We start from the raw sequence: 13,798 nt of genomic DNA on the forward strand, positions 1-13,798 counted from the left end.
GATTTAAGCGTTAGAACGATAATATTTCCTGCCATTATTATTGATGCATATCTGAATAATAGGCCATTGCATCACGCATAAATACAGCCAATCCCTCACCAAACTTATCAATGTTTTTGGTAAATCTTTCATCATCAACATACATTTGCCCAAGCCCTTTGAAAGCATCCAACGAATAATCTCCTATCTTATTCAGATAGTCATACCATTCTTCGATTCTTTTTTGGGCATCCTCCGAATCGGGCGCTTCATGGCGAATCTCTGCCAATTTGCGGTAGATTTCATTGAATTCTTCCCCCAATTCCTGTTGCTGCTGTTTTGACATCCCTCCTATTTTTGCATTCGAATCATTTACAGTTTTTTCACCCCAAAGATCGCGGGCTTCCTGCTCATAGGGATTTTCGCTAAAATCAAATCCTGCAAATCTTTCCTCATCCGTCATAACTATCTCACCTTTCTTATATTGAATGGTTTTCTCAACTGTACCAATCAGGCTATCGATCCTTCTTCGCTTATCAAGAAGCAATTTGTAATGATTCTCCAATGCTTCCTTCTGGTTGAAAGAAGAATCGTTGATTATTTCCTTAATTTTCTTCAAGGGAAAGCCAAGCTCTTTGAAAAATAAAATCTGTTGTAATTTTTCCAGGTCCGTGTGAGTGTAAACTCGGTAACCCGACTCCTCCCTTTCTTTAGGACTTAGTAAGCCAATCTCATCATAATGATGCAGTGTGCGGACACTAACCCCCGCCAAATCGGCAACTTCTTTTACTTTCATCGTTGATTCCTCCTTTCATTTTCACTATAAGTCATAACGTAACGGAAGAGTCAACCAAATATGGACATTTCTTCTTCCACTTTTGCCCATTCTGAATGAATTTATATCCAACTGGACTAATCCCTCATATAGTAAAGAGAATGATTTTATTAATTATAGAGGAGGAAAATAGCCGTTGAAATATAATCAACAACCTTATAACAATGACGAGAGACAATTTAATCTTCCGGGTAACTTGCTTGATCAGATGTTAGGCTCAGGAAGCCAAGGGGGTTCCCCTGGTGGCGGATTTGGTGGATTCCCGGGTGGTGGGCCTGGCGGGTTCCCAGGTGGCGGTCCGGGTGGCGGACCCGGCGGACCAGGTAGTTTCCCGGGTGGCGGTCCAGGTGGCGGACCTGGTGTCCCGAGCGGCATGCCGACATCTCCGCCCCCCAACTTCACACCAACGCAATCGCAATTTCAACCCTTTGCCATTGATCCAGGAGGAATCCGCGGCTGTCTGTTCAGGAATACCTATATTTGGCTATGGCGTGACGGGTTTTGGTTCTTCCCAATCTTTGTTGGCAGAAATTCAATTGCCGGGTTTAGATGGACTGGGTTTAGATGGGTATTCTTCGGAATAAGCCTTGACCGTATTGTAAGTTTCCAATGCTTTTAGTACCACACATGTATAAATCCACTATAGCTTCCTTTGCTCCTATTATTGGATAGTGAACCACACAATCAGCGTTCATCCTTTTTTCATATGTTGAAGAAAGGAGGGATGAATATGTATCAGTTAGCTTTATTGTTCTTGACGGCTGTTCTTGCTGGATTTGCACTTATTGTTGTCACTTCTCTTGCTGCCTCTTTCCTATCAGCAACGGTGATCAACATCTTAATTGGCTTAGGATCTATCGCAGTAATCGTATTTGCGCTCGCATTACTTTACCTGGCATCAAAAGCCCTGTTTCGTGAATTAAGATAACCTTCCGATGCAATAAAAAAACTGCACCTGCTTCGTCATCCTGTCCGACAAAGAAGGTGCAGTTCACATTTAAAGTAGAATCTGTGCAGTCCATCATAGTTTCTGCACGATTTCGCATGGGAAATTCTATTTTCTATCTTGTTTTTTCATCATTTCGCGCTGCCAGATAAGCCCTTGTTCCAATGCCATCTTTTTCGCAATTCGTGGTGCATGCCATAATGGTGGCAGCAACAGTAAGGAAACCGGAACGGCGGTAATTACAATAGAATTTTGTATCGACGTGATGCTATCTTCTCCGATTGTAAGAATCACCATTGTTGTCGCTCCAAAGATCAATGCCCAGAATACCCGCAGCCAGCGCTTCGGATGGTCATTTCCCGAAAGTGTTGCCGCAACAGTATAGGCCATTGTATCTGTTGTGGTAGCAACAAAAATAATAGAAACTAGCAGGAATCCCATTCCCATTAAAGTCCCCATCGGCAGCTGGTCCGTTATAGCCATCACAGCTGCAGGCATGCCACCTTCATTCAGAGCATTTGATATGGAGCCAGGGTTATTGTTTTCAAAGAAAACACCTGTACCACCGACTATTGAAAACCAAAAGTTATTAACGATTGGAGCAATAATTGATACAGCAATGATCAATTCACGAATGGTACGTCCGCGGGAAATTCGGCTTATAAAAACAATGAGCATTGGTGCATAACCAATAAACCATCCCCAGAAAAAGATTGTCCATAGCGAAAGCCAACCTTCATCCCCACGGAACATGCTCATTGTAAAGAAATTCTGCAGATGAGCACCTGTCCCGCCTACAAATGCATCTATAATAAACGTAGTTGGTCCAATTACAAGTACAATCGCTGCCAATAGAATTGTGAACTTCACATTCCAATTACTAAGATGATAAATTCCGCGGTCAACACCGGTGGCCGCTGAAATGGCAGCAATTAAAACCAGCACCATTACAACGATAATGCTTACTGCCAGTGTGTTTGGAACATCAAATAGGTGATTCAGTCCATAGGATATTTGCAATCCCAGAAATCCAAGAGGTCCCAATGTACCCGCCACCGTTGCAATGATGGAGAAGATGTCAGCTGTTGACCCAATGACACTCTTATGATAAATCTTCTCACCAAACATGGGATACAGCAATCCCCTCGGCTTTAACGGCAAGCCTCTATTATAATGCACATACATCATTACAATAACTGAAAGTGTGCCCAGTATTGCCCATGCCGTAAATCCCCAGTGCATGAATGCTTGCGCAAATGCAGCGCTCATATTGTTGAATTGCCCGCCGCCAAATAATGGTGGAGTATCCATATAATGATACATCGGCTCTGCTGCCGCCCAGAATACACCGCCACTGGCGAGCAAGGTAACCAATATCATGGATACCCATCCGAAATAGCTATATTTAGGCTTGTCCTGCTTACCAAGCCTCACTTTTCCATATTTTGAAATTGCCAATCCTAAACCGATAAAAAAGTTTGCAAGTAACAGCAATTGCCAATAGGCTCCAAATAAATCCGAGCTGTAGGCAAATAATGTATTGACAACCTCTCCTACCTTTTCATTATTAATCAAGGATAGAAAAATAAATGCAAGTAAAAATCCGCCACTTATGATAAATACCGGCCAATCAATTTCCTTCTTCTTTTTTGAATCCACGCTTTACCTCCTAATTTTGTTAGGAGCAAGTGTCCATAATATGATATTCCATTTTGTCATTAAAGACCGTTGGATGAAAAATTAATTGCCAGCCAATCATGCCTGACATCAACTAATTAACGACGATATTCCACCAACTTGCTCATTTTAGTAACACAGTCTTCCATTATAGGTATTTATTATCCATCTTACAAATAATATACCCTGGTTGCGTGCATAAATACGGGCTTAAACCTTTGTATCTACCGTTTTTTTCCGTGCTAACTTAAAACACCATCAATAGTTGAGGCATAGGGAATATCATGTTTTTCATCAATCAATCCAGTGGCCCAAATCTTTGCGATGCTTCCCTGCTAATTAAACTTAAAGCATTTCAGCAACGATGCACTTCGGTGATTGAATAGTTATTCTCAAATATTCAGCTCATGACCCTATCGAACATACAGCAAGAGATAAATGTTTTAACACGAAACAACAGAACTCCCCTTTAAGCAGACAGATTTATTTGATCTGTCTCCCTAAAGGGGAGCTTCTATAACAGTTTTACTCGTTAATTATTTCATCCACTGTAGACTCAACCTCTGCTCGAGTCATCTTTTCTTTCCCGTTCTTCAACGTTTTAAGCGTTCTCTTCGCCAAAGCCAATGGGATTTTACAGAAAAGGATGATGTTCCTTGTATTAATCTGCTGCATATATTGATCCGCTCTGCTGAGATTACCTTCAGCGTATGCAAACATGTCATCTCTGGTCCACCCATCCGGAAAGAATCGTACACCGCGTTCAGCATCTTCATCCTTATTTCTTAGGATATTTACTGCCTGCAAACCCCTTCCATAGCCTATAGCCAGCTCACGGTCCGTTTCTGTACCATCATACCATTTCCAAATATCCGAGAGCATAACACCGACCAGGCCTGCAACATAATATGTATATTCATCGAGATCTTCCTTTGTTTCTACAATCCAGCCTTTCGTCACCCACTTAGCCATACCTTCTGCCATTTCGCTGGTTGAAGCCTTCACTTCATCGACGATTCCCGCGGGGCAGAATCTTAGCCAATCACCAAGACGAACGGTAACCTCAGGCAAGAGAGATTCATATGGCTGAATCAGCTCCCTGTATGCAGCCTCGTCAAAATCGGATTTTAGCAATTTGCTGGTTTCAGTCAGCAAGCGATGCTTCACATCTCCATCCAACTGTTCATGGTCTTCAATTTCATCGATGGCTCTCATACAGAGATAGGCAGAGCCAACAGTCTTTTTCAATGTCGAATTCAATAATTTTATAGGAATATAAAACGTCCTGCTCGTAAGCTTCAGGACCTTCATAGCTTCTTTTTCCAATTCTGCTTTATTGCTCAAAGACCTTTCCTCCTTTACGCATTCATGAGGTATACCAAGTATAACAAATTCCTTCCCCTTTTTCTCGTTGGGTGCCTGTCACTTCCCGAAATTTGTCGAATTATAGGACGTCGATACCGTTCTCGATTTTGCATTTCACTGTAGGTCTCCGACACTAGAAGGGCTGCCAAAGGTATCTCCTGCAATTACCTTTGGCAGCCCTTCTATCATATTATAAATTCATGTCTTCCTGCGTGCAAACGCCATTACGATAAAGCCGATTTCCAGACCGAGCACAAGCATTGCATGATTTTATCTATATTTATCACTCTTGCGCAAAATAAACACACTTATCAAACCAGCTCCAAGACCAGCTGCACCCCAGAACTCGACATGACCTGAGACAAAGCCGATGCTGAAGCCAAGCCCAAGACAAGCTACAAATATTGCACCCGCCACCACTTCATTCATTACGAACCCCTCCCCCTATATTGGGCTATTTATTATAGTTTATTGTATCGAGGCAGTTTTGGTTCTTAATCCCGAGGTAACATAAAACATCTATACAAATTGTTTAAAAATTCTCTATTGCTATACTTCTATTTTCATGTTTAAATGGATTAAATATACAAATTGAGGTCTTCTTGAAGGGCTAAATGAGGTGATTATGTGGAAAACAAGGTTTCTGTAGGACTATTAGGTTTAGGCGTTGTTGGCTCGGGAGTTATTAAACTGATTGAAAACCACCAGGAAAAGCTTGCCCATCAGCTGGGATGCAGTGTACAAGTGAAACGTGTTTTGGTTCGCGATTTGGATAAGAGTCGTGATGTAACGATAGATGAATCCATACTTACAACCAATCCAGATGATGTCCTGAATGACCCTGAGATCGATATCATTGTTGAAGTGATGGGTGGAATAGAAGAAGCAAAGCAGCATATTTCACGTGCATTTGCTGCCAAAAAACATGTAGTTTCGGCAAATAAGGATTTGGTTGCCTTGCATGGGCCAGCGCTTCAAAATGCCGCTAACAGAAATAAATGCGACTTTTATTATGAAGCAAGTGTAGCAGGTGGTATCCCAATTTTACGAGGTATTGCCGATGGTTTGTCATCCGATCATATTCAGCAGGTGATGGGGATTGTCAACGGTACAACAAATTACATATTAACGCAAATGGATAGTGAGGGTGTCAGCTATGAAGATGCCTTAAAAGCAGCACAGGAACTGGGATTTGCAGAATCCGATCCCACTTCGGATGTCGATGGTCTGGATGCTGCAAGAAAAATGGCCATTCTTGCCAGGCTCGCATTTTCAACAGCTGTAGATCTCGAGGACGTTGAAGTAACTGGGATCAGGGGAATTGAATTAGAAGATTTGCAGTATGGATATCAAATGGGTTATACCATGAAGCTGATTGGTTTTGCAAATTTCGATGACCATGAACTGGAAGTAAATGTTCAACCAACACTTCTTGCAAAGAGTCATCCCCTGGCAGCTGTAAAGAATGAATTCAATGCAGTATATGTATATGGAGAAGCTGTAGGCGAAACGATGTTCTACGGTCCCGGTGCAGGTAGTCTACCAACTGCGACAGCAATTGTTTCAGATATTATTTCCGTTATTAAAAATATGCGGCTTGGCGTCACCGGAAATCAGTTTATTGAACCGCATTTCAAGAAAGAATTGAAAACACCCGATAAACGTCATGCCCAATATTATGTAAGGATTTATGCCAAGGATCAGTCAGGTGTCTTTTCAACGATTTCTTCTCTCTTCCATGAGCGTGAAATCAGCTTCAAACGGATTCTGCAGGCTCCTATCATGAAAAAGGAAGTTGCTGAAATTGTTTTCATCACACACCATACTACCTTGGAAAATTTCCAGGAGGCCCTCGAGAACCTAGGAGGCCTTGATACTGTTCTGGAAGTAAAAAGCTACTATAAAGTCGAAGGAGATGCAATTACATGAGCTGGCAAGGGCTTCTGGACCAATACAAAAATTACTTACCTGTGACAGGAGATACTCCCGCACTGACATTGCAAGAAGGCAACACCCCACTGATTCATTTACCGGCATTGTCAGCGGAATTAGGGATTGAACTCTATGGAAAAGTTGAGGGAGCTAACCCGACAGGTTCCTTTAAAGATAGAGGCATGGTTGTCGCTGTGGCAAAAGCAGTTGAAGATGGAAGCAAGTCCGTCATATGCGCTTCAACCGGCAATACATCTGCTGCCGCTGCCGCCTATGCTGCAAGAGCCGGTTTACGTGCAATCATCGTCATACCAAAAGGGAAGGTTGCCCTTGGAAAGCTTGCACAGGCAGTTATGTACGGAGCGGAGATTGTTGAAATTGATGGTAATTTTGATGAAGCACTGAAGATGGTACGCAAGGTCAGCGAACAGACCCCAGTTACGCTGGTCAATTCTGTTAACCCCTATCGTCTGGAAGGGCAAAAGACAGCAGCATTTGAAATCTGTGATCAATTAGGATCTGCACCGGACATTCTCGCCATACCAGTTGGCAATGCAGGGAATATCAGTGCTTATTGGAAAGGCTTTAAAGAATACAATGAACAGAAACAAACCGGCTTGCCAAGAATGTTTGGCTTTGAAGCAGAAGGAGCGGCAGCTATTGTGCAGGATAAGGTAATTGCCAATCCAGAAACGGTTGCTACTGCCATTCGTATCGGAAATCCAGCAAGCTGGAGTTTGGCCGTTCAGGCAAGAGATGAATCTGAGGGCATGATAGGTTCTGTCACAGATGCAGAAATTTTAAATGCATTTAAATTATTGCCAAGTAAAGAGGGCATCTTTGCCGAGCCTGGATCTTGCGCATCCATTGCCGGCGTCATTCAGCAATGTGCAAATGGAACCATTAAGAAAGGCAGCAAGGTTGTCGCTGTCTTAACTGGAAATGGATTAAAAGATCCACAAACAGCCATCGACCAAATGGAAATAAACCCTGTTTCCTTACCAAATGATGAGGCAGCGGTTATGAGCTTTATCGAAGAGATGATAAAACAATGAAACCCTTTAGGATTTCCGTCCCGGCAAGCTCCGGTAACGTCGGACCAGGATTCGATTCCATGGGTTTAGCCGAAAGTCTTTACTTATCATTAGAAGTAAAAGAGTCCGATCAATGGGAATTCAGTTCCCCCTCTTTTCCTGGTACAAGCTATGAAGATCACTTTATCTACCAGATTGCCAAACAGACTGCTGAGCGGCATAACAGGCAGCTTCCATCCTGCAGCATTGCAGAAACGAGTGATATTCCATTAGCACGCGGCCTTGGGAGCAGCGCTTCTGCAATCCTTGCCGGAATTGAATTAGCTAATCAGCTTTGCGGGCTTTCTCTAAGTTCTGCAGCGAAACTCCGTTATGGAGCGGAAATCGAAGGCCATCCTGATAATATTGCTCCAGCTCTATTTGGGGGACTCGTCATTTCTACTGTAACGAAGGAGGAAATTGACTGGATCCGTATCCCGGTACTTGATGTTGATTTGGTCCTGTACATTCCGGAAGTAGAGTTAAAGACGGAAAAGGCAAGACAAGTACTTCCGGAAGATTATCCGAGAAGCCATGCCTCCACCGCAAGCGGAATCAGCAATATCGTTATAGCCGCGCTCCTGACCGGTGATTTTAACCTCGCTGGCAGAATGATGGAAAGGGATCTATTCCATGAACCCTATCGATCACCATTGATTCCAAACTATGAAGAAATACGCAGGGAGGCTAAAAAGCTTGGTGCATACGGAACCGTAATTAGCGGTGCTGGCCCTGCTATGCTTTCCTTTGTTCCCAAAGGGGCTGGCCAAGCAGTCGCTGTTCAGATGCAGAACCTGCTGGGTGATTATCAGGTGAAGTCATTGGATATTGACGTCGATGGTTTAACAGTGGAAGCCCTATACTAAATCAGCAATGAGAAAAAGGCTCCTCCTATCGTAAAACAGATTCCGTTTTTAATCTGTCTACCACAGGGGGAGTCTTCTACTTTTTCCACTATAATCATTACATATATTCCATCATACTATTCTTCAAAAGCAATATCCATTTCCCTTCCAAAAAAGGCTATCCCCTAATCTGTATGGGATAACCTCAATTGTAATTCTATCGCTAATCTTCCAATCTTTTCTACCCCATCAATGCAGTCATAAGGGCTTTTTGTGCATGCAGCCGATTTTCTGCCTGCTGGAAGACAACGGATTGTTTTCCGTCAATCACTTCCGCTGTTACTTCCTCTCCGCGATGGGCCGGCAGACAATGCATAAAGATAGCCTCTTCTTTTGCATTTTCGATTAATGCTGCATTAACCTGGTATCCTGCAAAATCCTTTTCTCTCTTGAGTTGTTCTGCCTCCTGTCCCATGCTTGCCCATACATCAGTATAGATAACATCAGCATGTTTAACAGCCTCAAATGGATTCGCTTCGATACTGACTTTAGCATGATGTTCAGAGGCAATCGCTTTGGCTTTATCTGTAACTGAAGTGTCCGGATGATATCCTTCAGGCGCAGCAATGACTAGCTCTATGCCCATCTTGGCAGCACCAATCATTAGGGAATGTGCCATATTGTTTCCATCTCCAATATACACAACCTTTATATCCTGCAGCTTTCCTTTGATTTCTTTTATTGTCTGCAGATCGGCAAGCACCTGGCAAGGATGGTACAAATCTGTCAATCCGTTAATAACTGGAATGCTTGATTTTGCAGCAAGCTCCTCAACTGTTTCCTGGGAGAATGTCCGTATCATAATTCCATCCAGATATCCTGACAGGACTTGTGCTGTGTCCGCTATGGTTTCCCCTCTGCCAATCTGTATATCCTTTGAACTAAGGAAAATCCCAAGACCGCCCAGCTGATAGATGCCCGCTTCAAAAGAAACCCTAGTTCTCGTTGATGATTTTTCAAAAATCATTCCTAACGTTTTTCCTTTAAGTGGTTCGAATGCGATACCTTCCCGTTTCTGTTTCTTTATATAATCAGCGAGGTCAATCAGATAATTAATTTCGTTCTGGGAATAATCTGCAAGTGTCAAAAAGCTGCGGCCCTTTAATTCCTGTTTGTGAAAATTTATTTCCTTCGCTTCCGTTATCATAATAATTCCCCTTTCTAAAAATGATGGTATGAATTATTATGCATCATAAAGAATAAATATACAATAGTTTTCATTAGATTAACAGAATTATATTTTCATTCTATCGGTATGAATGCTAACTTGCTGCTTCGTTAATAAAAAAACCGCTTCTATGTGATGATCGAAGCGGTTTTTTCGTTAATTCACCTTCTGTACAATAACAACTTTCAAATAATTCCCCTGCTTAAAGTTGCGATCAGCCTGAAAATCAGCAGGCAGCGCGAATTCGTCTAGTATATTAAATTTCATATTCATAGTTCGGAATCCCTTTTCAATAAACCCTTTAAATTTCTTCATGCCAAACGATGCATTATTTGTTGATGCGACAATGACACCATTTTTTTCAAGAATGGCTAGAGAGTCTTTAATCAGATCAGGATAATTCTTAGCGGTGCTGAAGGTGTGCTTTTTCGAGCGGGCAAAGCTAGGCGGATCAAGTATAATCAGATCGAATTTCAAGTCTTTCCGTTTCGCGTATTTAAAATAGTCAAAAACATCCATGACAATGATATCCTGCTGTTCAAAATCAATCCCATTTATACTGAACTGTTCGATCGTTTTGCTTTTACTGCGTTTGGCAAGGTCCACACTTGTCGTCTTGGATGCCCCGCCTAATGATGCAGCAATCGAAAAGGCCCCGGTATACGAAAAGGTATTCAACACATGCTTTCCTTTTGCATATTGGTCTCGAATAGCTTGGCGCACGTCCCGCTGGTCCAGGAATATCCCCACCATTGCGCCATCATTTAAATAGACAGCATAATTCATGCCATTCTCCTTGATGATGATTGGAAATTCTCCGCGGACTCCCTTAACAAAATCATCGTCATCAATATATTGGCCCTTCGAATCAAAACGTTTCTTCTCGTAAATAGCTTTATAATCGCCGAGTTCATCGAGCACTGTGATTACTTTTTCCTTAAATGAATAAATTCCTTCACTGTACCAATTAATTAAATAGTAACCATCAAAATAGTCAATGGTAAGTCCGCCTATTCCATCGCCTTCCCCATTGAAGATTCGAAATGCAGTGGTAGACTCATCCTTATAAAAGGATTGTCTTTTATTAATCGCAGTCAGAATTTTATTTTTGAAAAACACGCCATCGATTTTTTCTCCCTCATCAAAGGAGAGTACCCAGCCAAGACCTTTATTCTGTTCACCATAGTACCCCTTCGCAAGGAAAGTGTGGTGATCATCATGCAAATGAACAATCGCACCTTCCCTGGAAAGAGCATCAGGATTCACAATAGATTCCTTATTTATTAATGGATATTTGTTCTTATATTGTCTTACAAAGTCATGTTTAACGATCAATTCAATAATCTGTGTCATAGTTTCATCCAATCACTTTTTTTACATTATCGCATCACACGCAGCTATAGTGCAAGTTAGCATCGTACTGCAGCCTCTAGGCTTCTCTCACCTTGGCAAAGACATATGTATCCCTGAGCTCGGTTCGATCGGTTGAAAAATGGTCCTTTTTGAGAATACCTTCCAGCTCATAGCTTAGTCTTATGGCTACAGCAGCGCTTTTCTCATTTAGGGTATCACAACGAATTTCGATACGATTGGCGTCCAATTCCCGAAAGGCAAAATCTGTAATGCCTTTAACAGCTTCTGTCACATAGCCTTTCCCTGTATACCGGCTGTCTGCCCAATAGCCTATTTCAAATTTTCTTACGTCCCAATCAATCCGATGCAGACCTGATGACATTATAAATTGACCTGTTTTCTTCAAAAACACATGAAGCCTAAGGTCTTCTCTTTCCAAAAATTTGACTACAGCTGTTCTTATATTGATTTCGGTATCCTCCATGCTCTGTTCCTGCTGGGCAAAGGGCAACCAGGGCTTCAATTCATTAATCGACGCTTTGATTGCCTCGTTAACAGCTTTTACATCATCTGCTTTAGGTGCTCGGATAATTAAATTCTCTGTCTCAAACTCTTCTGGAAAATCTATCAATATCGGTTCCATGTTTGCTTCTTCCCCCTTTATTTATCAGAAACAACTTATTTCTCTATAAGCTCCAATTTAAATTCACCGACAGCTTCTGCTTCATATAAATTAGTTATCGAAGTGGAATACTGATGAATAACTGCTGAAAATTCAAGATTCCGTTCAGGGACACGGACGATAAAATCATTTTTGTATAGGTGTACCGTTACATCATGGTAGTCTTTACTGGTCACTTCAAATTCAAAGACTATTTTCAGTAATTCCCTGCCATCACGCGATACTGTTTCTTCCTGATAGTTTTTAGCATCTAGTTCCAACTCATTGATCCAAACTTTTTCATTCATCATTTCACTCCGTCCCTCTATATTAGGTTAATCTTAACAGGTTCGTATGAAATTGTTTAACAAAATACCTATATCAAAGGTTTAATCAAAACTAAAATCAAAGCTTAAATTGTATTATGCTTATAAGCATTCCGCCTTTTGCGGTTCTCTTTTCTTGCCGGTGCTGTTGTATGCAGCAGCTTTTCCTCTTCACTTTCCGGATATACCTGAGGCACTTGGATAGGCTGTCCGTCCTCATTCACAGCTACCATTGTCAGAAACGATTCGGTTGTTAGTTTCTTTTCATTTTTAATTAGATCATGGGCACTGACCTTTACATAGACTTCCATTGAGCTTGTTCCTGTGTAAGTCACACATGCTTCCAATGTCAAGGAATCACCGACTTTTGCGGAAGACAGAAAATCCACAGAATCAATGGAAGCTGTAACCACTGCACTATTAGCATGCTTCATTGCGGTAAGTGCAGCAATTTCATCGATATAGGCGAGTACCTTCCCTCCAAAAATAGTATTCAAATGGTTTGTATCCGGCGGCATAACCAGCCTTGTCTGAACCGTTTTAGAATCGCTTACAGATTTCTTGATCATGATAGATCCCCCTCAGTAAAATTAAAAAAACACCTCCGTGAATGGAAGATGTTAGCGAATAACCGTAATATGTTATAGCCATACATTGTAAAATGAAAGCACTTAGCGTAACATCCTCCTATCTCCAGCAGGAAAAAATGTTCTTCTTTATGGCAGGTCTCCTGACTCAGTATCAACAAATCCTTTCCGCCTTCCCGTTATCATAACAGTGGCCATCAAAAGGACTCTCCTCATTACAGTGGCGGGACCGTGCTGGAATTCCACCAGCTTCCCTTTTCAACTTTGTATATGGCTGTTTTCTCAAAGTTTGTTGTTTTTACATAAAATATATATACTGCGACGTAACAGACTCTGCCGAATGCCACGGCGTGAGCTTTCAGCCGTTGCTTTTCCCGCTATACTTCCCTGGATTCTATGAGCCATCTCAAATTGTTCATGGATTTATTCTAAAAAAAAGCACTCAGTAAACCCGATAACTGCTCCGGCCGATTTCCGCTCCGGGCAGTCGCTTTCCGCGGCGGGCGCTCTCAGCTTCCTCGGAAGAAACCCACTTCCTGCGGGATCTTCAGCTGTTGCTTTTCCCGCTGGAGTCGACTGCCCTGCGCTCCAATCAATCAGCTTAATAGTTGAATATCAGTAATTTCACTCAGAAAGCCAAATCACAACGGAGGAAATACACGGAGACTCCTTGAAATTGCATCCGCAATTTCTGCGTGCGATGTCTTGCTGACGCAGCCTTCCTTGTCCTGCGGGAAAAGCGAAGACGATAAGACCCCACTAGATGCACCTGCGTCTTCCAGTTTCGCTTCGAAGCAGACTTCCTCGGTGCAAGGGAACAAGGAAGCAATCGCAAGCAGTACCCTGGCTTAGCGCGAGCCCGCGGAAAGCACAGTGTATTTCCGGGCGGGGATAAAACACTAGTCATTTCTTGTTATGTCGCAATTTTTATCAAATAAAGAGTTAGAAATAACAACAATACTTACGAAGAGAACCTTGTATATAAAGTCAC

Annotated in this window: 14 protein-coding genes and 1 riboswitch; of the genes, 5 read left to right on the forward strand and 9 right to left on the reverse strand. The window is 42.1% G+C overall.

Features of this window, described 5'->3' with window-relative positions; translation table 11 throughout:
* Window positions 1–37: 37 nt before the first annotated feature.
* Window positions 38–775, reverse strand: a complete 738-nt coding sequence (locus tag OMHG_RS15955; RefSeq protein ID WP_010651896.1) for a MerR family transcriptional regulator — start codon at window positions 773–775, stop codon at window positions 38–40.
* A gap of 175 nt (window positions 776–950) precedes the next feature.
* On the opposite strand from OMHG_RS15955, the gene OMHG_RS15960 reads away from it, so the two are divergent.
* Together OMHG_RS15960 and OMHG_RS15965 are read left to right on the forward strand one after the other, a co-directional pair.
* Complete coding sequence (locus OMHG_RS15960) at window positions 951–1,433, forward strand: hypothetical protein (protein ID WP_010651897.1); 483 nt, start codon at window positions 951–953, stop codon at window positions 1,431–1,433.
* A 111-nt stretch (window positions 1,434–1,544) separates the two neighbouring features.
* Window positions 1,545–1,742 carry a hypothetical protein gene (locus tag OMHG_RS15965; protein WP_010651898.1) on the forward strand — a complete coding sequence of 66 codons (198 nt, stop codon included), beginning with the start codon at window positions 1,545–1,547 and terminating at the stop codon, window positions 1,740–1,742.
* 126 nt (window positions 1,743–1,868) lie between these two features.
* Here the strand turns inward: OMHG_RS15965 and OMHG_RS15970 are convergent, their stop codons facing one another.
* The 3 genes from OMHG_RS15970 to OMHG_RS18480 form a co-directional block, all read right to left on the reverse strand.
* Window positions 1,869–3,419: a BCCT family transporter gene (locus OMHG_RS15970; RefSeq protein ID WP_010651899.1), complete on the reverse strand. Its 1,551-nt coding sequence runs from the start codon at window positions 3,417–3,419 to the stop codon at window positions 1,869–1,871.
* Between the two features lie 543 nt (window positions 3,420–3,962).
* Window positions 3,963–4,781 carry a squalene/phytoene synthase family protein gene (locus OMHG_RS15975; RefSeq protein ID WP_010651900.1) on the reverse strand — a complete coding sequence of 273 codons (819 nt, stop codon included), beginning with the start codon at window positions 4,779–4,781 and terminating at the stop codon, window positions 3,963–3,965.
* 291 nt (window positions 4,782–5,072) lie between these two features.
* Complete coding sequence (locus tag OMHG_RS18480; protein WP_154648247.1) at window positions 5,073–5,231, reverse strand: hypothetical protein; 159 nt, start codon at window positions 5,229–5,231, stop codon at window positions 5,073–5,075.
* A gap of 198 nt (window positions 5,232–5,429) precedes the next feature.
* Here OMHG_RS18480 and OMHG_RS15980 point away from each other — a divergent pair, with 198 nt between their 5' ends.
* From OMHG_RS15980 to thrB, 3 genes are read left to right on the forward strand one after another with little or no spacing between them, the layout of a single operon-like run.
* The gene (locus OMHG_RS15980) at window positions 5,430–6,731 is read left to right on the forward strand and encodes a homoserine dehydrogenase (RefSeq protein WP_010651901.1); all 1,302 of its coding nucleotides are present in this window, start codon (window positions 5,430–5,432) and stop codon (window positions 6,729–6,731) included.
* Complete coding sequence (gene thrC, locus OMHG_RS15985; protein WP_010651902.1) at window positions 6,728–7,789, forward strand: threonine synthase; 1,062 nt, start codon at window positions 6,728–6,730, stop codon at window positions 7,787–7,789. Before OMHG_RS15980 ends, thrC begins: the two co-directional genes overlap by 4 nt.
* Window positions 7,786–8,673 carry a homoserine kinase gene (thrB, locus tag OMHG_RS15990; RefSeq protein ID WP_010651903.1) on the forward strand — a complete coding sequence of 296 codons (888 nt, stop codon included), beginning with the start codon at window positions 7,786–7,788 and terminating at the stop codon, window positions 8,671–8,673. Before thrC ends, thrB begins: the two co-directional genes overlap by 4 nt.
* 220 nt (window positions 8,674–8,893) lie before the next feature.
* Here thrB and argF read toward each other — a convergent pair whose 3' ends face one another.
* From argF to OMHG_RS16015, 5 genes are all read right to left on the reverse strand, one after another.
* Window positions 8,894–9,859: an ornithine carbamoyltransferase gene (gene argF, locus OMHG_RS15995; protein WP_010651904.1), complete on the reverse strand. Its 966-nt coding sequence runs from the start codon at window positions 9,857–9,859 to the stop codon at window positions 8,894–8,896.
* A 177-nt stretch (window positions 9,860–10,036) separates the two neighbouring features.
* Window positions 10,037–11,233, reverse strand: coding sequence for a class I SAM-dependent rRNA methyltransferase (locus tag OMHG_RS16000; RefSeq protein WP_010651905.1), 1,197 nt, complete (start codon window positions 11,231–11,233; stop codon window positions 10,037–10,039).
* Between the two features lie 76 nt (window positions 11,234–11,309).
* Window positions 11,310–11,876: a GNAT family N-acetyltransferase gene (locus OMHG_RS16005; protein ID WP_010651906.1), complete on the reverse strand. Its 567-nt coding sequence runs from the start codon at window positions 11,874–11,876 to the stop codon at window positions 11,310–11,312.
* Between the two features lie 35 nt (window positions 11,877–11,911).
* A complete protein-coding gene (locus OMHG_RS16010) occupies window positions 11,912–12,202 on the reverse strand; it encodes a DUF3219 family protein (protein WP_044477067.1) in 291 nt (96 codons plus the stop codon).
* Window positions 12,203–12,306: 104 nt separating this feature from the next.
* A complete protein-coding gene (locus tag OMHG_RS16015) occupies window positions 12,307–12,789 on the reverse strand; it encodes an acyl-CoA thioesterase (RefSeq protein WP_010651908.1) in 483 nt (160 codons plus the stop codon).
* Between the two features lie 135 nt (window positions 12,790–12,924).
* Window positions 12,925–13,110: riboswitch (cobalamin riboswitch) on the reverse strand.
* Window positions 13,111–13,798: the final 688 nt, after the last annotated feature.

Origin of the sequence: Oceanobacillus massiliensis str. N'diop (genome assembly GCF_000285495.1) — a bacterium.
Classification (GTDB): Bacteria; Bacillota; Bacilli; order Bacillales; family Amphibacillaceae; genus Oceanobacillus; species Oceanobacillus massiliensis.